This is a genomic window from Streptomyces sp. NPDC059740, assembly GCF_042733155.1.
GTDB lineage: Bacteria > Actinomycetota > Actinomycetes > Streptomycetales > Streptomycetaceae > Streptomyces.
Genome location: NZ_JBHWGP010000008.1, coordinates 1 through 19,509, shown reverse-complemented (window position 1 = coordinate 19,509; position 19,509 = coordinate 1). Strand labels below are relative to the sequence as shown.

16 protein-coding genes and 2 pseudogenes are annotated in these 19,509 nt (G+C 70.3%); 15 read left to right on the top strand and 3 right to left on the bottom strand.

Translation table 11 applies throughout. The features are described from left to right. Nucleotides 1-111 precede the first annotated feature (111 nt). From prmC to ACFV3R_RS12475, 15 genes are all read left to right on the top strand, one after another. Nucleotides 112-951 (top strand): peptide chain release factor N(5)-glutamine methyltransferase, encoded by an 840-nt coding sequence (prmC, locus tag ACFV3R_RS12545; RefSeq protein ID WP_385579981.1) that lies wholly within the window; start codon nucleotides 112-114, stop codon nucleotides 949-951. A gap of 92 nt (nucleotides 952-1,043) precedes the next feature. Next, a complete protein-coding gene (locus tag ACFV3R_RS12540) occupies nucleotides 1,044-1,691 on the top strand; it encodes an L-threonylcarbamoyladenylate synthase (protein ID WP_385579978.1) in 648 nt (215 codons plus the stop codon). Continuing rightward, the gene (locus ACFV3R_RS12535; protein ID WP_385579976.1) at nucleotides 1,691-2,386 is read left to right on the top strand and encodes a protein-tyrosine-phosphatase; all 696 of its coding nucleotides are present in this window, start codon (nucleotides 1,691-1,693) and stop codon (nucleotides 2,384-2,386) included. Before ACFV3R_RS12540 ends, ACFV3R_RS12535 begins: the two co-directional genes overlap by 1 nt. 375 nt (nucleotides 2,387-2,761) lie before the next feature. Next, complete coding sequence (glyA, locus tag ACFV3R_RS12530; RefSeq protein ID WP_385579973.1) at nucleotides 2,762-4,201, top strand: serine hydroxymethyltransferase; 1,440 nt, start codon at nucleotides 2,762-2,764, stop codon at nucleotides 4,199-4,201. 358 nt (nucleotides 4,202-4,559) lie between these two features. Continuing rightward, nucleotides 4,560-5,981: an MraY family glycosyltransferase gene (locus ACFV3R_RS12525; RefSeq protein ID WP_385579970.1), complete on the top strand. Its 1,422-nt coding sequence runs from the start codon at nucleotides 4,560-4,562 to the stop codon at nucleotides 5,979-5,981. 465 nt (nucleotides 5,982-6,446) lie between these two features. After that, entirely contained in the window at nucleotides 6,447-6,860 is a 414-nt protein-coding gene (locus ACFV3R_RS12520) for a hypothetical protein (protein WP_385579967.1), read from the top strand. Nucleotides 6,861-7,109: 249 nt separating this feature from the next. Beyond that, nucleotides 7,110-7,937 carry a F0F1 ATP synthase subunit A gene (gene atpB / locus ACFV3R_RS12515; RefSeq protein ID WP_385579964.1) on the top strand — a complete coding sequence of 276 codons (828 nt, stop codon included), beginning with the start codon at nucleotides 7,110-7,112 and terminating at the stop codon, nucleotides 7,935-7,937. Nucleotides 7,938-8,023: 86 nt separating this feature from the next. Then, entirely contained in the window at nucleotides 8,024-8,278 is a 255-nt protein-coding gene (gene atpE / locus ACFV3R_RS12510) for an ATP synthase F0 subunit C (protein ID WP_385579961.1), read from the top strand. Between the two features lie 37 nt (nucleotides 8,279-8,315). After that, entirely contained in the window at nucleotides 8,316-8,882 is a 567-nt protein-coding gene (locus ACFV3R_RS12505; protein WP_385579958.1) for a F0F1 ATP synthase subunit B, read from the top strand. Then, nucleotides 8,879-9,694 (top strand): F0F1 ATP synthase subunit delta, encoded by an 816-nt coding sequence (locus ACFV3R_RS12500; protein WP_385579955.1) that lies wholly within the window; start codon nucleotides 8,879-8,881, stop codon nucleotides 9,692-9,694. The genes ACFV3R_RS12505 and ACFV3R_RS12500 overlap by 4 nt, the downstream gene beginning before the upstream one ends. A 210-nt stretch (nucleotides 9,695-9,904) precedes the next feature. After that, nucleotides 9,905-11,497: a F0F1 ATP synthase subunit alpha gene (atpA, locus tag ACFV3R_RS12495; protein WP_385579953.1), complete on the top strand. Its 1,593-nt coding sequence runs from the start codon at nucleotides 9,905-9,907 to the stop codon at nucleotides 11,495-11,497. A 23-nt stretch (nucleotides 11,498-11,520) separates the two neighbouring features. Next, nucleotides 11,521-12,441, top strand: a complete 921-nt coding sequence (locus tag ACFV3R_RS12490) for a F0F1 ATP synthase subunit gamma (RefSeq protein WP_385579951.1) — start codon at nucleotides 11,521-11,523, stop codon at nucleotides 12,439-12,441. Between the two features lie 5 nt (nucleotides 12,442-12,446). Continuing rightward, a complete protein-coding gene (gene atpD, locus ACFV3R_RS12485) occupies nucleotides 12,447-13,901 on the top strand; it encodes a F0F1 ATP synthase subunit beta (RefSeq protein WP_385579948.1) in 1,455 nt (484 codons plus the stop codon). Nucleotides 13,902-14,035: 134 nt separating this feature from the next. Further along, complete coding sequence (locus ACFV3R_RS12480; protein WP_385579945.1) at nucleotides 14,036-14,419, top strand: F0F1 ATP synthase subunit epsilon; 384 nt, start codon at nucleotides 14,036-14,038, stop codon at nucleotides 14,417-14,419. Between the two features lie 135 nt (nucleotides 14,420-14,554). After that, a complete protein-coding gene (locus ACFV3R_RS12475) occupies nucleotides 14,555-15,061 on the top strand; it encodes a DUF2550 domain-containing protein (RefSeq protein ID WP_385579942.1) in 507 nt (168 codons plus the stop codon). 123 nt (nucleotides 15,062-15,184) lie between these two features. Here ACFV3R_RS12475 and ACFV3R_RS12470 read toward each other — a convergent pair whose 3' ends face one another. From ACFV3R_RS12470 to ACFV3R_RS12460, 3 genes and pseudogenes are all read right to left on the bottom strand, one after another. Then, nucleotides 15,185-16,765, bottom strand: coding sequence for an IS1182 family transposase (locus ACFV3R_RS12470; protein ID WP_385580509.1), 1,581 nt, complete (start codon nucleotides 16,763-16,765; stop codon nucleotides 15,185-15,187). 195 nt (nucleotides 16,766-16,960) lie between these two features. Then, a pseudogene (locus tag ACFV3R_RS12465) lies at nucleotides 16,961-17,724 on the bottom strand (transposase family protein). An 826-nt stretch (nucleotides 17,725-18,550) separates the two neighbouring features. After that, a pseudogene (locus ACFV3R_RS12460) lies at nucleotides 18,551-19,369 on the bottom strand (IS5 family transposase). Nucleotides 19,370-19,509 lie beyond the last annotated feature (140 nt).

The following is a 19,509-nucleotide window of genomic DNA, read 5'->3' as shown; positions in this document are numbered from 1 at the left end:
CGCACCACCCCGCACGACCTGTACGACACCGGTAGGAGGAGCCCAGTGCAGCGTTCTCCCGGGGGTCACGGCGACCCTCAGCGACTCGGTCGCGGGCCGGGTTCCCGGTCCGTGCTGCTCGCCGAGGTGGCCCAGGCCACCCAGCGGCTGGCCGACGCCGGCGTGCCCTCGCCGCGCTTCGACGCCGAGGAACTCGCCGCGCACGTGCACGGGGTGAAGCGGGGCGACCTGCACCGGGTCGCCGACGCCGACTTCGACGCCCGCTACTGGGAGGCGATCGCCCGCCGCGAGGCCCGCGAACCGCTCCAGCACATCACCGGACGGGCCTTCTTCCGCTACCTGGAGCTCCAGGTCGGCCCCGGCGTCTTCGTCCCCCGCCCGGAGACCGAGTCCGTCGTCGGCTGGGCCATAGACGCAGTGCGCGCCATGGACGTGGTCGAGCCCCTCATCGTCGACCTGTGCACCGGCTCCGGGGCCATCGCCCTGGCCCTCGCCCAAGAGGTGCCGCGCAGCCGCGTCCACGCCGTGGAGCTGTCGGAGGAGGCGCTGCCGTGGGCCCGCAAGAACGTCGAGGGCTCCCGGGTGCAGCTGCACCACGGTGACGCGCTGACCGCGCTGCCCGAGCTCGACGGCCAGGTCGACCTGGTCATCTCCAACCCGCCGTACATCCCGCTCACCGAGTGGGAGTACGTGGCGCCCGAGGCCCGCGACCACGACCCGCAGCTCGCGCTGTTCTCCGGCGAGGACGGCCTGGACACCATCCGCGGGATCGAGCGCACCGCCCACCGGCTGCTGCGCCCCGGCGGCATCGTGGTGGTCGAGCACGCCGACACCCAGGGCGGCCAGGTCCCCTGGATCTTCACCGAGGAGCGGGGCTGGGCCGACGCGGCCGACCACCCCGACCTCAACAAGCGGCCCCGCTTCGCCACGGCCCGCCGGGCGACGCCGTGACCGCGCCGCGGCCCCTGGACGGGCCGGTGGCGCCGGCCGGATGCGGCTACGGCGCCGAGACACCAATGGTTCAGTACGAGGAGGTCCGCTAGATGGCACGGCGTTACGACTGCGAAGACCCGACCGACCGCGTCACCGGTCTGCGTGAGGCGTCATCGGCGGTCCGCCGTGGCGAACTGGTCGTCCTGCCGACGGACACCGTCTACGGCATCGGCGCCGACGCCTTCAGCGCCGAGGCCGTCGGCGACCTGCTGGAGGCCAAGGGCCGGGGCCGCGGCATGCCCTCGCCGGTGCTCATCGGCTCGCCCAACACGCTGCACGGTCTGGTCACCGACTTCTCCGAGCAGGCCTGGGAGCTCGTCGACGCCTTCTGGCCGGGCGCGCTCACCCTGGTCGCCACCCACCAGCCCTCGCTGACCTGGGACCTGGGCGAGACGCGCGGCACCGTGGCAGTGCGCATGCCGCTGCACCCCGTGGCCATCGAACTGCTCACCGAGGTCGGCCCGATGGCCGTCTCCAGCGCCAACCTCACGGGCCACCCCTCCCCGCAGGACTGCGACGCCGCGCAGGACATGCTGGGCGACTCCGTCTCCGTCTACCTCGACGGCGGCCCCACCCCCGCGGCGGTGCCCTCCTCCATCGTCGACGTCACCCGCCGCGTGCCGGTCCTGCTGCGCGAGGGCGCGCTGAGCGCAGAGGAGCTCCGCAAGGTCGTACCCGATCTAGAGGTGGCGCACTGATGCCGCCACCCGCGGGGCGTGGCATAGCGGTACGGGGGTTGTCGTACGACCGGAGGGAGACGCGCGACGACACCGATCCGACGGTCTTCCGCATCCTCCACGTCAGCACCGGCAACGTGTGCCGCTCGCCGATCACCGAGCGGCTCCACCGGCATGCCCTGGACGTCCGGCTCGGCGACGGCCGGGCCGAGGGGCTGATCGTGGAGTCGGCCGGCACCTGGGGCCACGAGGGCGCGCCGATGGAGGCCAACGCCGCGACGGTCCTGGCCGACCGCGGCGCCGACGCCACCGGCTTCCTCGGCCGCGAGCTGCTCGACGAGCACGTCATCCGCGCCGACCTGGTGCTCACGGCCACCCGTGACCACCGCGCCCAGGTCATCTCCATGGGCCACTCCGCGGGGCTGCGCACCTTCACCCTCAAGGAGTTCACCCGGCTGGTGCGGGCCATAGACCCCGCCACCCTGCCGGAACCGGACCCCACCCGCCCCGGCAGCGGCCTGGTCGAGCGCGCCCGCTCCCTGGTCGGCGCCGCCGCGGCGCTGCGCGGCTGGCTGCTGGCGCCCACCCCTGAGGCCGACGAGGTCTACGACCCCTACGGTGCGCCCCTGACCTTCTTCCGCTCCATCGGCGAGGAGATCGACGAGGCCCTGGATCCGGTGGTGACCGCTCTCACCGGCGTCCCCGCCCACACCTGAGAGCCGCCGTCCGCGAGCGGCGGAGCACCGCGGCGGCCTTCGCACCTCGCGGCCGGCGAGGGGGGCCACGGGAGCCCGTGGGCCCGCTCCTGAGCGGCGCCCGCGGGTCCTGCGGGCCCCAGGGGCCCGCCGAGTGCCGCCGCCCGACGACGGGCCCGAGGACGCCTCCCCCGGCGAGGGCCCGCCCCACCCACGAGGTGCCCCGTCCGCCACGGGCCCCGCGGCCCACGACCGCACGCCCCGCGCCCCGACGGCGGTTGCCGGCCGGGCCGGTGTCGCCCGGAGCCCCGGCTGGGGGCGCCGTATCGCCCGGGCCGCCCTACATTGGGCATACATCACAGACCAGGACGTTCCATCCTGTGCGAGGTGCCCGCGATGCCCGCCCCGACCGCCTCCCCACGCCCCACCGCAGCCGCCGACGCCCCGGCCGCGCCCGTCACGAGTGCACCCGTCACGACCGGGCCCGTCACGACAGCGTCCGTCACGGCCGCACCCGTCACGGCCGGGCCCGTCACGGCCGGGCCCGTCACGAGCCCGCCCGCCGCGGCGCCGGCCCCCCGCAGCGCCGCGGGGACGGCCGGCTGGCGCCCCGACCCCGCAGTGCTGCGCCGCCAGGACCCCCAGGTCGCCGACGTCCTGTGGGGCGAGGTCCGCCGCCGCGCCACCACCCTCCAACTCCTCGCCGCCGAGAACCACACCTCGCCCGCGGTGCTGGCAGCCCTCGGCTCGCCGCTGGTCGACAAGTACGCCGAGGGCTACCCCGGCGCCCGCCACCACGGCGGCTGTGCGTACGCCGACGCGGCCGAGACGCTCGCCGTGGAACGCGCCCGGGCCCTGTTCGGTGCCGAGCACGCCAACGTCCAGCCGCACTCCGGCTCCTCCGCGGTCCTGGCCGCCTACGCGGCGCTGCTCCAGCCCGGGGACACCGTGCTGGCCATGTCCCTGCCGCACGGCGGTCACCTCACCCACGGCTCGCAGGCCAACTTCTCGGGCCGCTGGTTCCGGTTCGTCGGGTACGGCGTCGACCCCGCCACCGGACTGCTCGACTACGACGCGGTGCGCGAACTGGCCCGCTCCCACCGGCCGCGCGCGATCGTCTGCGGCTCGATCTCCTACCCCCGGCACCCGGACTACGCCGCCTTCCGGGACATCGCCGACGAGGTCGGGGCCTACCTGGTGGCCGACGCCGCACACCCCATCGGCCTGGTCGCCGGCAAAGCGGCCCCCAGCCCCGTCCCCTACGCCGACGTGGTGTGCGCCACGACGCACAAGGTCCTGCGGGGCCCTCGCGGCGGGCTGCTGCTGTGCGAGGCGGGACTGGCCCGGCGCGTGGACCGCGCGGTCTTCCCGTTCACCCAGGGCGGGGCGCAGATGAACTCGGTGGCCGCCAAGGCAGTGGCCTTCGGGGAGGCCGCGACCCCGGCCTTCGGCGACTACGCGCACCAGGTGGTCGCCAACGCCCGCACGCTCGCCGCGGCCCTCGCCCGTGAGGGGTTCGCGGTCACCACGGGCGGCACCGACACCCACCTGGTGACCGTCGACTGCGAGCCCCTCGGGGTGGACGCTCGGACCGCCCGCGGCCGGCTGGCGGCGGCCGGTGTGGTGCTCGACACCTGCGGTCTGCCGGGGCCCGACCCGAACACCCGCCGCACCGGTCTGCGGCTGGGCACCGCCGCCGTCACCACGCAGGGGATGGGGGAGCCGGAGATGCTCCGCGTGGCCGCGCTGGTCGCCGCAGCGGTGCGGGACGGGAACGTCCCTCCGGGAGCGACGGCGGACCTGGTCTCGGCGTTCCCGCCCTACCCCGACCGGTGACGGCGGCCGGATGCGTGCGGACCGTCCGGTGACGGCGTCCCCGTCGGAGGCGGGCGGTCCGCGGCGGGGCGGGGGCAAGGCGCGGACGGCTGCGGGTGCGCCGGGCCACCGCCGGCCGCCGGCCGGCCGGCACCCCTTCGCGGGCCCGCCGCCCGGCCCGGCGGGGGGCGCGGAGCCGTCCCGGGGCCGCCGTCCCCCGTGGCGAGGTGGCCGGATGTGGCCGTATGTGGCCGAGTGCGGCAGGAGGTGTGGACGGCGGGATGCAACCATGGAGGCTTCCCCTCTCGTCGTAGAGACCATTCACGGGGGAGGGACGAGCACACTTAAGCTGTGTGGCTGAACATGGCCGGCGACATCGATGGGGCAGCCCGTGCGTGAATACCTGCTGACGCTCTGCGTCACGGCCGCGGTCACTTATCTGCTGACCGGACCGGTACGCAAGTTCGCGATCGCGGCCGGTGCGATGCCGGAGATCCGGGCACGGGACGTCCACCGTGAACCGACACCGCGGCTCGGCGGGATCGCCATGTTCGGCGGGCTGTGCGCCGGCCTCCTCATCGCCTCCCACCTGACGAACCTCTCCAGCGTCTTCGAGACCTCGCACGAACCCCGGGCGCTGCTCTCCGGCGCCGCGTTGATCTGGGTGCTCGGCGTCCTGGACGACAAGTGGGGCGTGGACGCGTTGATCAAGCTGGGCGGCCAGATGATCGCCGCCGGCGTCATGGTGCTCCAGGGCCTGACCATCCTGTGGATTCCGGTTCCGGGCGTGGGGACGGTCGCGCTGACCCCGATCCAGGGCACCCTGCTCACCGTCGCCCTCGTGGTGATCACCATCAACGCGGTGAACTTCGTCGACGGCCTCGACGGTCTCGCCTCCGGCATGGTCTGCCTCGCCGCCTGTGCGTTCTTCCTCTACACCTACCGGCTCTGGTACGGCTACGGCGTGCAGCAGGCGGCCCCGGCCACCCTCTTCGCCGTGGTCCTGATGGGCATGTGCCTCGGTTTCCTCCCGCACAACATGCACCCGGCCCGGATCTTCATGGGCGACTCCGGATCGATGCTCATCGGCCTGGTGCTGGCGGCCGGCGCGGTCTCGGTCACCGGCCAGGTCGACCCGGACGTGCTGCGGGCGCAGGTCGGCGGTTCGCGGGAGGTGGTGCACGCGATGGTCCCGGTCTGGATCCCGCTGCTGCTGCCGCTGACGATCATCGCGCTGCCGGTGGCCGACCTCGTCCTGGCCATCGTCCGCCGCACCTGGGCAGGCCAGTCGCCGTTCGCGGCGGACCGCGGCCACCTCCACCACCGGCTGCTGCAGATCGGGCACTCCCACAGCCGTGCGGTGCTGATCATGTACTTCTGGACCGCGCTCATCGCGTTCGGCGCCGTCGCCTACTCGGTGAACAGCACCAGCATGTGGATCCTGGTCGGCGTCATGGTGCTCAGCGCGGTCGGGCTGGTGCTGCTCCTGCTGCCGCGGTTCAGCCCGCACGCTCCGCACTGGGCGGAGCGCCTGGTGCCGCCGCGCTACCGCCGCACCCACCGGGACGCGGCCGGTGCCACCGACGAGGCGATGGAACGCGTCGCTGCGGAGATGGAGGCCCAGGAGGCGGTGGCCGCACAGAGCGTGGTCACCGGCCCGGGCGGACCGGAGGCGCCGGAGCGGCCCCGGCACCAGGACGCCGACCACCCCGAACCGGTGGCGGCCGGCCTGCACGGCGCCACCGCCATCGGCGAACGCGCGCGCTTCGCCGACCGGCGTGGTGCCGGTCTGCGCCGCTGACCCCAACGCCTGTTTTCGGCCACCGGGTTGGCCAGACCGGTGCCGGTACGACCCCGGGAGAGGGCAGCCGGACGACGGGTGCCCCGCCCGGACCGCCCCAGGTCGCCCCCCCCGCGTCGCGGCGGCCCCCGGGGCGAGGCGGCTTCGGCCCTCCTCGTAAAGTCAGGGGTGACAGGCGTCATCCCTGCCGCGCAAAGAGCGGTTCAAAAATCCGGCGTCTCGGGCCAATACCAGACAATGCCCTCCCTGTCGCTGCACTAACGGGCGGTATCCCGCTCACGTGTGACGGGTAGCACACGATGTAGGTAAAGACCTCATCAAATAGTTTGTGCTACCGTTCACAAAAACCCGGCAACCGAGCCGAAGGCCCTTCATCTGACGGTCCTTTGGGGAGCAGTTCCGCCCTCGTACCGGGTTTACGCTCGTCCCGGACGACCCCCCATTCCCACCCGCCGGAGCGCCGCCATGCCATCGAATGACGCCCGACTTCTCCTCACCGCAGCCCTGCCCACCGCTGGCACCGGCGTGATCGCCGTCGCCGTCAGCGCTGCGCTGGCCGGCGGCAAGGGGGCGCTCGGCGCGGTCGTCGGTGTGCTCGTCGCCGCGGTGCTCATGGGGTCGGGGATGGCCGGGCTGCAGACCACGGCCCGGAAGTACCCGCACCTGTTCCAGATGATGGGGCCGGCGATGTACGTCGTCCAGGTGCTGCTGATGGCCGTCGTGTTGGCGGTCTTCCGGGGCACCGAGCTCTTCAACCCCCGTGCCTTCGGCTTCTCGATGCTGGCGGCCACCCTGGTGTGGATCACCGCCCAGGCGTGGAGCTACAAGAGGGCCAAGATCATGTACATCGACCCCGACGCCGCCCGGAACTCGGCGTGACGCGTAGGACCGGGATAAACGCCCACGACGTGGCCTGCTATCGTCCGGTGCCAACTGCGGCACCTCCGGCATCTGCGGCCGAACACTCGGAACCTGTGGGACGGGATCGAGCGTTCACCCCGGCCTCGTCGGTCCGCCGTCACGGCCTGGCGCCGTGCCGCCGCCGTCCCCTCCATCGCCAGACCAGTCCAGTGCCGCTCCGTGGCCGCGCGCCGCGCCGACACATTGAGGTAGCCGTATCCATGCGCCATGCAGAAGGAGCCCGCGGTGAGTGCTGACCTGATGCTCGCCTCCGAGGCCGATTGCCACATCTTCAGCGGTTGCGGCTTCCCGGCCCCAGGGCTCAACTCGTTCATCTTCCGGCCGCTGTTCACCGTCGGCGGCTTCGAGTTCAACAAGACGATGCTGCTGGCGCTGCTGTCCACGCTGGTCATCGTCGTGTTCTTCTGGATGGCGTTCGGCCGCGCGAAGGTCGTCCCCGGCAAGCTCCAGATGATCGGTGAGGCCGGCTACGACTTCATCCGCCGTGGCGTGGTCTACGAGGCGCTGGGCAAGAAGGAGGGCGAGAAGTGGGTGCCCTTCATCGTCTCGCTCTTCTTCTTCGTCTGGATCATGAACATCTGGGCGGTCATCCCGCTCGCCCAGTTCCCGGTCACCTCGATCATCTCCTACCCGCTCGGCCTCGCCCTGCTGGTGTACGTGCTCTGGGTCGGCCTGACCTTCAAGCGGCACGGCTGGACCGGCGGTTGGAAGAACCTCTCCGGCTACGACAAGTCGCTCGGCCCGATCCTGCCGCTGATCATGGCGCTGGAGCTGCTCCAGAACCTCGTCGTGCGGCCCTTCACCCACGCGGTGCGGCTCTTCGCCAACATGTTCGCGGGCCACACCCTGCTGCTGCTGTTCACCATCGCCAGCTGGTACCTGCTGAACGGCATCGGCATCGTCTACGCCGGCGTCTCCTTCGTCATGACCGTGATCATGACGGCGTTCGAACTCTTCATCCAGGCTGTCCAGGCGTACGTGTTCGTGCTGCTGGCCACCAACTACGTCCAGGGCGCGATGGCCGAGGGCCACTGACCCTCAGGCCCACCTGAACGTCCCACCCCACAACCGTCCGGTGGCCAATCCCCACCGGGTCCGTGAACGAGAAGGAAGTAACGAGCATGTCTGCTGCTCTCCAGACCCTCGCTGCCGGCACCGTCAACATCCAGGGCAACCTGGCCGCGATCGGCTACGGCCTGGCCGCGATCGGCCCGGGCATCGGCGTCGGCATCGTCTTCGGTAACGGCACCCAGGCCCTCGCCCGTCAGCCCGAGGCTGCCGGTCTGATCCGCGCCAACCAGATCCTCGGCTTCGCCCTCTGTGAGGCGCTGGCGCTGATCGGTCTGGTCATGGGCTTCGTCTACCCGGCGAAGTGACGCGGTAGAACGCCCCTTTTCGACGAAAGGCACTGATGTGAACTCGCTGGTACAGCTGGCGGCGGAGGGAGGGACTCAGAATCCCCTCTTCCCCCCCATCCCAGAGCTGATCATCGGCCTGCTCGCCTTCGTCATCGTCTTCGGCTTCCTCGCCAAGAAGCTCCTCCCGAACATCAACAGGGTTCTGGAGGAGCGCCGCGCGGCGATCGAGGGCGGCATGGAGAAGGCGGAGGCCACGCAGGCCGAGGCCCAGCAGGTCCTTGAGGACTACCGCGCCCAGCTCGCCGACGCCCGCCACGAGGCGGCCCGTCTGCGCCAGGAGGCGCAGGAGCAGGGCGCCGCGCTCATCGCCGAGATGCGCGCGGAGGGCCAGCGGCAGCGTGAGGAGATCATCGCTGCCGGTCACGCCCAGATCGAGGCCGACCGCAAGCAGGCCGCGCAGACGCTGCGCCAGGACGTGGGCCGTCTGGCCACCGAACTGGCCGGCAAGATCGTGGGCGAGTCCCTTGCGGACCAGGCCCGCCAGAGCCGGACCATCGACCGGTTCCTGGACGGGCTGGAGAACAAGGCGGCCGACCCGGCGAAGGCCGAGGCCGGCCGATGAACGGAGCGAGCCGCGAGGCGCTTGCCGCCGCGCGCGAGCGCCTGGACGCCCTGACGGACAACACCGCCGTCGACGCCGGGGCCCTCGCCGACGAGCTGGCCGGGGTGACCGACCTGCTCGACCGCGAGGTGTCCCTGCGCCGGGTCCTCACCGACCCGGCGCAGTCCGGAACCGCCAAGGCGGATCTGGTCCGGCGCCTGCTGGACGGCCAGATCGGCGGCGAGGCACTCGACCTCGTCTCCGGCATGGTCCGCTCCCGCTGGTCGCGCTCGCGGGACCTGGCCGACACCCTGGAGGAGCTGTCCCACAGCGCCGACCTGGTGGCGGCCGAGCGTGCCGGATCGCTGGACGACGTCGAGGACGAGCTGTTCCGGTTCGCCCGGATCGTCGCCTCCTCCACCGAGCTGCGCTCGGCGCTGACCGACCGGCGCGCCGGCCGGGACGCCAAGGCGGAGCTGCTGCGGCGCCTGCTGGGCGGCCGGGCCGACGCGGTCACCGAGCGGTTGATCGTCCGGCTCGTCTCCCAGCCGCGAGGCCGTAGCCTGGAGGCGGGGCTCGACGCCCTCTCCAAGCTGGCGGCGGCCCGCCGCGGTCGGCTGGTCGCGGTCGTCACCTCTGCGGTGCCGCTCAGCGACGCCCAGCGGGACCGTCTCGGTGCTGCCCTGGCCTCGCTCTACGGCCACCAGATCCACCTCAACATGGACGTGGATCCGGAGGTCGTCGGCGGAGTGCGGGTGCGCATCGGCGACGAGGTGATCGACGGGACCGTCTCCGAGCGGCTCGCCGAGGCCTCACGACGGATGACCAACTGACCCACCGGTCGACGGCACGGACGCAGACCCCACGGCGTCCGGCAGGCAGCACGCAGCCGTAAGCCACACAAGCCAAGAACAGTCACGGCGGCCCGGGTTGGGCCGTGGAGACGCAGACATACGACGGGCGCAAGCCCGCAGCCTGCGGTGGGGGGTGGCAGGCACAACCCCCCAGACAATCGGGCCCAACAAGGAGAGCAGGGAACCCAGATGGCGGAGCTCACGATCCGGCCGGAGGAGATCCGGAGCGCGCTGGAGAATTTCGTCCAGTCGTACGAGCCGGACGCGGCCTCCCGCGAGGAGGTCGGCACGGTCAGCGATGCCTCCGACGGCATCGCACACGTCGAGGGTCTTCCCTCGGCCATGGCGAACGAACTGTTGAAGTTCGAGGACGGGACCCTCGGCCTCGCACTGAACCTGGACGAGCGCGAGATCGGCGCGGTCGTCCTCGGCGAGTTCAGCGGCATCGAGCAGGGCCAGCCGGTGCAGCGCACCGGTGAGGTGCTCTCGGTCGGTGTCGGTGAGGGCTACCTCGGCCGCGTCGTCGACCCGCTGGGCAACCCGATCGACGGCCAGGGCGAGATCGCCACCGAGAGCCGTCGCGCCCTGGAGCTCCAGGCCCCCACGGTCATGCAGCGCCAGTCCGTCGGCGAGCCGATGGCCACCGGCTACAAGGCCGTCGACGCGATGACCCCGATCGGCCGCGGTCAGCGCCAGCTGATCATCGGCGACCGCCAGACCGGCAAGACCGCGCTGGCCGTCGACACGATCATCAACCAGCGCGACAACTGGCAGTCCGGCGACCCGAGCAAGCAGGTCCGCTGCATCTACGTCGCCATCGGCCAGAAGGGCTCCACCATCGCGTCCGTGCGCGGCGCGCTGGAGGAGGCCGGCGCGATGGAGTACACCACCATCGTCGCGGCCCCCGCGTCGGACCCGGCGGGCTTCAAGTACCTGGCGCCCTACACCGGTTCCGCCATCGGTCAGCACTGGATGTACCAGGGCAAGCACGTCCTGATCATCTTCGACGACCTCTCCAAGCAGGCCGACGCCTACCGTGCCGTCTCCCTGCTGCTGCGCCGTCCGCCGGGCCGCGAGGCCTACCCGGGCGACGTCTTCTACCTGCATTCCCGGCTGCTGGAGCGCTGCGCCAAGCTCTCCAAGGAGATGGGCTCCGGCTCGATGACGGGTCTCCCGATCGTCGAGACCAAGGCCAACGACGTCTCGGCGTTCATCCCGACCAACGTCATCTCCATCACCGACGGCCAGTGCTTCCTGGAGTCCGACCTGTTCAACGCGGGCCAGCGCCCGGCGCTGAACGTCGGTATCTCGGTCTCCCGCGTCGGCGGCTCGGCCCAGCACAAGGCCATGAAGCAGGTCTCCGGCCGGCTCCGGGTCGACCTCGCCCAGTACCGCGAGCTGGAGGCGTTCGCCGCCTTCGGTTCCGACCTGGACGCGGCCTCCAAGGCCTCCCTCGCCCGCGGACAGCGCATGACCGAGCTGCTCAAGCAGTCGCAGTACGCGCCGTTCCCGCCCGAGGAGGAGATCGTCTCCATCTGGGCCGGCACCAACGGCAAGATGGACGACGTGCCGGTGGCGGACGTGCGCCGCTTCGAGCGCGAGCTGCTCGACTGGATGCGCCGTGAGAAGAAGGACCTGCTCACGGGCATCCGCGAGGGCGGCAAGATGTCGGACGACACCCTCCAGGCCCTCTCCGAGACGGTCGACACCTTCAAGCAGCAGTTCGAGACCTCGGACGGCAAGCTGCTCGGTGAGGGCACCGAAGCCGGCTCCGACAAGTGACGACGACGGAAGGGACCTGATCCATGGGAGCGCAGCTCCGGATCTACAAGCGTCGCATCCGATCCGTCTCCGCGACCAAGAAGATCACCCGGGCGATGGAGATGATCGCCGCCTCGCGCATCGTCAAGGCGCAGCGCCAGGTGGCGGCATCGTCGCCGTACGCCAGTGAGCTCACACGCGCGGTGGCGGCGGTGGCGAAGGGCTCCACCACCAAGCACGCCCTGACGACCGAGGCGGAGAACCCGACGCGCGCCGCGGTGCTGCTCGTCACGAGCGACCGCGGTCTCGCGGGCGGCTACTCCTCCAACGCCATCAAGGCGGCGGAGCGGCTCACCGAGCGGCTCAAGGGTGAGGGCAAGGAGGTCGACGCCTACATCGTCGGCCGCAAGGGCGTGTCGTACTACACCTTCCGCGAGCGGCCTGTCGCCGACTCGTGGACGGGGTTCACCGACAACCCGACCTACGCGGACGCCAAGGCGGTCGCGGGCCCGCTGATCGAGGCCGTCGTCAAGGGCTCCGCCGAGGGCGGCGTCGACGAACTGCACATCGTCTTCACCGAGTTCGTCTCGATGATGACGCAGACGGCCGTCGACGCCCGGCTGCTGCCGCTCAGCCTTGAGGAGACCGCCAAGGAGGCCGAGGAGGCCACCAAGGGCGAGCTGATGCCGCTGTACGAGTTCGAGCCGTCGGCTGAGGACGTCCTGGACGCCCTGCTGCCCCGGTACGTCGAAAGCCGCATCTACAACGCGCTGCTCCAGGCCGCCGCCTCCAAGCACGCCGCCACCCGGCGCGCGATGAAGTCGGCGACCGACAACGCCGAGGAGCTCATCAAGTCGCTGTCGCGGCTTGCCAACGCGGCCCGCCAGGCCGAAATCACCCAGGAAATCAGCGAGATCGTCGGTGGCGCGAGTGCCCTGGCCGACGCGACCGCGGGGAGTGACTGACAACTATGACCACCACTGTTGAGCCGACCGCCGGCGCGGGCGTGGCCACCGGCCGCGTCTCCCGGGTCATCGGCCCGGTCGTCGACGTGGAGTTCCCCGTCGACGCGATGCCGGACATCTACAACGCGCTGACCGTCGAGGTCGCCGACCCGGCCAACGCCGGCGAGCGCAAGACCCTGACCCTCGAGGTCGCCCAGCACCTCGGTGAGGGCGTGGTCCGCGCGATCTCCATGCAGCCCACCGACGGCCTGGTCCGCCAGGCCCCGGTGACCGACACCGGCACGGGCATCACCGTCCCGGTCGGCGACTTCACCAAGGGCAAGGTGTTCAACACCCTCGGCGAGGTGCTGAACGTCCCCGAGGAGAACGCCAACATCGGCGAGCGGTGGACCATCCACCGCAAGGCCCCGAACTTCGACCAGCTCGAGTCCAAGACCGAGATGTTCGAGACCGGCATCAAGGTCATCGACCTGCTGACCCCGTACGTCAAGGGCGGCAAGATCGGTCTGTTCGGTGGTGCGGGCGTCGGCAAGACCGTCCTCATCCAGGAGATGATCTACCGCGTCGCCAACAACCACGACGGTGTGTCGGTGTTCGCGGGCGTCGGTGAGCGCACCCGTGAGGGCAACGACCTCATCGAGGAGATGAGCGACTCCGGCGTCATCGACAAGACCGCGCTGGTCTTCGGCCAGATGGACGAGCCCCCGGGCACCCGTCTGCGGGTCGCGCTGGCCGGTCTGACGATGGCGGAGTACTTCCGCGACGTCCAGAAGCAGGACGTGCTGTTCTTCATCGACAACATCTTCCGCTTCACCCAGGCCGGTTCCGAGGTCTCCACCCTGCTGGGCCGCATGCCCTCCGCGGTGGGCTACCAGCCGAACCTGGCGGACGAGATGGGCATCCTGCAGGAGCGCATCACCTCCACGCGTGGTCACTCCATCACCTCGATGCAGGCGATCTACGTCCCCGCGGACGACCTGACCGACCCGGCGCCGGCGACCACCTTCGCGCACCTGGACGCCACCACCGTCCTCTCGCGTCCGATCTCGGAGAAGGGCATCTACCCGGCGGTCGACCCGCTGGAGTCGACCTCCCGCATCCTGGACCCGCGCTACATCTCGCAGGAGCACTACGACTGCGCCTCGCGCGTCAAGGGGATCCTGCAGAAGTACAAGGACCTCCAGGACATCATCTCCATCCTGGGCATCGACGAGCTCGGCGAGGAGGACAAGCTCACCGTCTTCCGCGCCCGCCGCATCGAGCGCTTCCTGTCGCAGAACACCCACGTGGCGAAGCAGTTCACCGGTGTCGACGGCTCGGACGTGCCGCTGGACGAGTCCATCGCCGCGTTCAACGCGATCGCCGACGGTGAGTTCGACCACTTCCCGGAGCAGGCCTTCTTCATGTGCGGTGGCCTGGAGGACCTGAAGAACAACGCCAAGGAGCTGGGCGTCTCCTGACGCCTGCCGCACTCGGCACCACCGCCGTAACCCGGCCCGGGGGCGGGCCCGTCCCGCCCCCGGTGCCGAGCCCCACTAGTATGTGACCCAACACCGGCCCGGACCGCGGCCGGTGTCAGACCCGAGGAGCCATCGTGGCTGAGCTGCACGTCGAGTTGGTCGCCGCCGACCGTCAGGTCTGGTCCGGCGAGGCCAGCCTGGTCGTCGCGCGCACCTCGTCGGGCGACATCGGCGTCATGCCCGGACACCAGCCGCTGCTCGGCGTGCTGGAGTCGGGTCCGGTGACGATCCGGACGACCGGTGAGAGCGGGGACGGCACCGTCGTCGCCGCGGTGCACGGCGGCTTCATCTCGTTCGCCGACAACAAGCTGTCCCTCCTCGCGGAGGTGGCGGAGCTGTCCGACGAGATCGATGTCCAGCGTGCCGAGCGGGCGCTGGAGCGGGCGAAGACGGAGGCCGACACGGTCGCCGAGCGCCGCGCCGACGTCCGCTTGCGCGCAGTGGCGGGAACTCACTGAGTTTCTACTCAAGGAGAGAACCCCCACACCGAGGAAGTACCTCAGCCGCGGGTCGCCTGGAGCCTTCTCCAGTGCGGTCCGCGGCTTGAGTCGATGCGGCAGTGGTTTCGGTACGAGGCGAGGAGGTCAGCGACGGTGATCCTCGCTCTGACCGTGATCGGTGTCATCGTGGTCCTGGCGCTGCTGGGGCTCTTCGTCTTCGGGCTGCGGAGGCGCCTGATCCAGCGGTCGGGCGGGACCTTCGACTGCTCGCTGCGCTGGGACGTGGCGCCCTCCCCGGCCTCCCCGCCCGGTGCCGCCCTGCCCGCCGGGAACACCGGCTCCACCGCTGTGGCCACCGAGCCGGGCGGCAAGGGCTGGATCTACGGCGTGGCCCGGTACAACGGGGACCGCGTCGAGTGGTTCCGCGTCTTCTCCTACGCCCCCAGGCCCCGCCGCGTACTGCGCCGCGGGGCCATCGAGGTGGTGGAGCGCCGTTCGCCCGAGGGCGAGGAGGAGCTCGCGCTGCTCTCCGACTCGATCGTCCTCACCTGCCGGGCCGCCGGCACGCCGGTGGAGCTCGCCATGAGCGAGGACGCCCTGACCGGGTTCCTGGCCTGGCTGGAGGCGGCGCCCCCGGGCCAAAGGGTCAATGTTGCTTGAGGCGCGGTCCCTTTGGGTGGGGGTGCCCCCGGACGGAGTCTGGGGGAGGGTCAATGTGGCCTAGAAGACTGATGAAGATCTTGGTGCGGGGCTGTCCGGCCGTAGGCCGGGCGGCCCTGTTCGCTATGCCGTGGCTGGAGGGAGTTGCCAGGTGCCGTCGGTGTGGGTGAGTCCGAGGTTGATCAGTCGGCGGAGGTTGAAGGCGGCTGCGCGGGTGTGGAGCCATGCATTGTTGGCGATGGTTCCGCGGTAGTGCAGGCGGCGGTTGCCGTGCTGGACGAGCCAGGCGACGGCTCGTTCGACCGGTGGCCTCCAGCGGCGGTAATCGGCCTGCCAGTCGGGGTCGGTTGCGGCTTGGTGGCGGGTGGCGGTCTGGAGGTCGTGGTGCGGGCGGATCGTCACCACTCGTCCGGTCTTGGCCTTGGTGCATCGCTCACGCAGGGGGCAGCCGATGCACAGGTCTTTGAAGGAGGCGGTGCGCTGGTCGTGCCGGCCGCCGGGTGCCGAGAGCGGGACGGTGTGCCCGGCGGGGCAGGTCACCAGGGATGCGGTGGTGTCGATGGCGAAGTCGTCGAGGGTGAAGCCGCCCGGGACGGCGGGCCGTAGCGGGGCGGGTTTGAGGAACAGTCGGTGACCTGCGCCATCGAGGCTGTGGCGGGCGTCGCCGGTGGAGTAGGCGGTGTCGCCGAAGACGTCGAGCGGGATGTCCTCGTCGGCGAGCAGGGCCAGGCCGACGGCTGCCTCGTGATGCTCGGGTCCGGCCCCGGGCGTGAGGGCGACGGCGGTGTACAACCCGGTCTCCGGCTCGATCGCGAGGTGGGCTTTGTAGCCGTCCTGCTGGTGGGTGCGGGGCTTGTGGACGTGGCGGGACTGGGGATCGACGGTGGAGACGGTCCGGTCGTAGGCGGGGCCGCGGGTGATGCGCCAGCGCCCGTCACGGCCGTCGGAGTCCTCGGCCGGCTCCACGTCCTGCCCAGCGACCAGGGCCAGCAGGCCGACTGCATTCGCCGCCTTCTCGCCCAGCTCCCGCTCGGGCAGATGCCCCAGCAGCCTGAGCGCGTCGGTGACCAGGGCGTCCACGAGATCAGCGCGGGCCTGTTCATCGTTCCAGGCGATACGTGGCTTACCGGGAACGGTGTAGTCGTGGGCGGTGCACTGCACGGCCGCGACATGGTCGGCGCCGGGGACCTCGCGGATCACCGCGCGGATCGCGGCGACGAGCTGGGTGACGGTGTCCTGGGTGGCGACCGCATCGTCCAGAACGGTGGAGTCCAGAGCACGCCGGTGTTTGCCCCTGAGCACCCCGGTGGCCCTCACCACCTCCCGCACGGCTTCGAAGACGCGGTTCGGGCGCCCCGAGCAGGTCAGACGGCGGCGGAAGTAGGCCAGCAGCGACGGGTCGAACGCCATGTCGTTGAGGCCCAGCCCGCAGGCGGCCTTCCACCGCAGGTCGCACCGCAGTTCCTGCACCGTCTCGAAGTCCGACAGACCGTGCAGGGCCTGCAAGGTGATCGCGGCGGCCAGGATCTGCGGCGGCATGCTCGGCCGTCCGTTCGCCGACGGATACATGTCCGCGAACATCTCCACCGGGAACAGCTCGCCACGGTGCTCGGCCAGGAACGCGAACACACTCCCCGCCGGAATCAGATCCCGGCACGTCTCCCACACATCCGGCCCGATCGTCTCGCCGCCCCACTCGCCCATCGCCACATGACGAGTCTGGTCCTACCGCTGACGCGGCAGGACCAGAACCCAACATCTCCATCAGTCTTCTAGGGCCCTCTGAGACCCCGCCGGAACGGACGCATGCGCCGTTCGAAGGAATCAGGTGGCAGCCCTGTGGGGCGGTGACAGCGGAGCCTGGCGGTGTGCGGGGATGCCACTGAGCTGTTTCCAACCTCAGTTTGAGCAGGTCAGGTGCAGGTGAGGACGGTCTGAATGAGCTGGGTGATTTGGGTGGTGCTGCAGCGGATCTTGCGCAGGAGGCGCCAGGTCTTGAGGGTGGCCATGGCCTGCTCGACGAGCGCGCGGATCTTTGCGTGGGCGCGGTTGACGGCTTGCTGACCTGCGGAGAGCGTCTCCCAGCGGCCTCAGTAGGGCAGCCGTATGGTGCCGCCGGCACCGCGGTAGCCCTTGTCCGCCCAGCACTCGACGCCGACCTCGGTCAAGGCGTCGAGGATGCCGTGGGTGCGCGCGGTCTTGATGTCGTGGACCGCGCCGGGCAGCGCAGGCGAGGCCCACAGCAGTCGCCCCACCGGGTCGGTAATGACCTGCACGTTCATACCGTGCTTCTTGTGTTTCCCGGAGTAGAAGGGCCGGTCGGCTGCGACCCGGTCGATCGGCAGCAGCGCGCCGTCCAGCATCACGAACGCCTTGGTGGAGGCGGTCTTCATCGCATCGGCGAGGGTCGGCGCGAGTGCAGCCAGGACGTCGATGGCCTCGGCGACGTACCGATAGGCGGCCGTGGTTCCGACACCGAATCCTGCCGCCAGTTGGGCGTAGGTATGGCCGCAGCGCAGGTGCGCCAAGACCAGCAGGGCCTGGCGGCCCGCGCTCACGCGACGCCAACGCGTTCCACGCTCCTCGCGGCGAGCCCGCAGGCGAGCGGACAGGTACCTCAAGGTCGAGGTGGACACATCGATGCCGGACCGGTAGACAAGCACGCGGAAGCTCCTGGTGGACAGGCGATCTTGGTCGTGAACCCGTCTACCAGGAGCTTCTTCATACCCAGACACCACCCCATCGCCCCCAACCGACCACCCGCCCAGCCAGGTTGGAAAAGGCTCACTCGCTTCCGTGGAGGCGTCTGGTCCTGAGCAGGACCTCACTTTTTTCCGGTCCTGGTCCGTAGGTCCCGTAGCCGGTCTGGGTGCTGTTCTTGTCGACGACTCACCGCGCCTGACTGGAGGGGAGCCGCTTACTGGGGACCGAGGGGCGGGCCTTTGCTGACGTGTCTCTCGCAGAGGGCTTGACCTCAAACGGGAGGAGTTGAGCTCGCAGCGGCTCAACGGTTCTCCCCCTGAGCGTCCTGCGGTAGATGAAGCGGGACGCATGATAAGCACCAATCTTCTCGGGCTCTGAGAGTCAGGTCATTCCCAGCCGACCGGTCATTTGCTGAGGTACCCCCGGTACCGGAAGCAAGTGAGTCATCCCGCTTGCCCGTACGTGCCGTTTGGAGGGCGGCCCCGGGGCCAGGTGCGGCGGTATGACAGAGAAACGTTGCTGAAGCGACAGCCATCGTTACGACAGGGGACACCAGGTTTGTGTCGTCGACCAAGTTCGGTTGATCGCGCCGGGTACTGAGCTTGGCGCGTTAGGGGCTATAAGCGTCCTCGAAGCGCGAAGCCCTGCTTCCTCGGTTATGGGCGAGCCCGTAGGCGTTCGCCATTCCGGCGAAGAATCGGTGCATGCAACCCATCGACGGGTAGGGAGTATCGACCACGTAGATTTGAAGCAGTTGCAAATCTTCTATGTAGCTAAGACCATGTCCTACGTGGTGAGTCGAGCGAGCCGTTTGTAGCAGCAGAGGGCGGCCGCGAGGCCGAGAAAAGCCAGGTAGTTGCGGGGATGGCGTTCGTAGCGGTGGTTGAGTCTGCGGTAGCCGGTCAGCCAGGACATGGTGCGCTCGATGACCCATCTGCGGCGTCCTAATCGTTCGCTGGACTCGACTCCCTTACGGGCGATGCGTACGCCGATGTGCTTTCCCAGAGCCATTTTCGCAGGTGAGGTACGTCGTACGCCTTGTCCGCATGCAGGCGCTGGGGTTTGAAGTAGCGGCCGCGGTGGGGGTCGTGTCTCGTTTGGTGACCCTCGACCATCGGCTTCAGCGCGAGGCTGTCGTGGGTGTTGGCCGGGGCGAGGCCGACGACGAGGGGCAGCCCGTTCACGTCCGACAGGATGTGCATATTGGGCCCCGGCTTGCCCTGGTCCACGGGGCTCGGACCTGTGAGTTCGCCCCTTTTTCAGCCCTGCCGTGGGGGCGGAGTCGAGGACGGCCCGGGAGAGGTCGAGGAGGTCGGTGTCGTCCAGGCGGTGCAGGATCTCCTCGTGCAGCCGGCCCCAGACGCCGGCCCTGGACCAGATCAGGAACCTGCGGTGGGCCGTTGACTTCGATATCCCGAAACACCGTGGCAAGGACCGCCAGGCGCATCCGCTGACCAGGACGTAGATGATCGCGGCGAACAGCGTTTCATCAGGCGTGTCCTGCGTCCCGCCGCCCTGCGGCCGCACCCTCGATGGCGGGATCAGCGGCTCCGCGGTCTCCCACATCCCGTCCGGAACAATCCAACTCCACGTACCCCGCCCCATGACGAGCCCACCGAGCCAGCACCACGTAGGACACGGTCTAAGGGCCAAGGCCGTGAAGTTAAGGCTCGGGAAGGCAAACGCGTGGGGACTGATCTGGTGTGATCCGGGACGTGAGAAGCGGAGCCCCGGTAGAACTGGCA

Coding starts and splice junctions, on each gene's coding strand:
- ACFV3R_RS12540 (WP_385579978.1), top strand. CDS start 1,044: ATGGCACGGCGTTACGACTGCGAAGACCCGACCGACCGCGTCACCGGT.
- ACFV3R_RS12535 (WP_385579976.1), top strand. CDS start 1,691: ATGCCGCCACCCGCGGGGCGTGGCATAGCGGTACGGGGGTTGTCGTAC.
- glyA (WP_385579973.1), top strand. CDS start 2,762: ATGCCCGCCCCGACCGCCTCCCCACGCCCCACCGCAGCCGCCGACGCC.
- ACFV3R_RS12525 (WP_385579970.1), top strand. CDS start 4,560: ATGGGGCAGCCCGTGCGTGAATACCTGCTGACGCTCTGCGTCACGGCC.
- ACFV3R_RS12520 (WP_385579967.1), top strand. CDS start 6,447: ATGCCATCGAATGACGCCCGACTTCTCCTCACCGCAGCCCTGCCCACC.
- atpB (WP_385579964.1), top strand. CDS start 7,110: ATGCAGAAGGAGCCCGCGGTGAGTGCTGACCTGATGCTCGCCTCCGAG.
- atpE (WP_385579961.1), top strand. CDS start 8,024: ATGTCTGCTGCTCTCCAGACCCTCGCTGCCGGCACCGTCAACATCCAG.
- ACFV3R_RS12500 (WP_385579955.1), top strand. CDS start 8,879: ATGAACGGAGCGAGCCGCGAGGCGCTTGCCGCCGCGCGCGAGCGCCTG.
- atpA (WP_385579953.1), top strand. CDS start 9,905: ATGGCGGAGCTCACGATCCGGCCGGAGGAGATCCGGAGCGCGCTGGAG.
- ACFV3R_RS12490 (WP_385579951.1), top strand. CDS start 11,521: ATGGGAGCGCAGCTCCGGATCTACAAGCGTCGCATCCGATCCGTCTCC.
- atpD (WP_385579948.1), top strand. CDS start 12,447: ATGACCACCACTGTTGAGCCGACCGCCGGCGCGGGCGTGGCCACCGGC.
- ACFV3R_RS12470 (WP_385580509.1), bottom strand. CDS start 16,765: ATGGGCGAGTGGGGCGGCGAGACGATCGGGCCGGATGTGTGGGAGACG.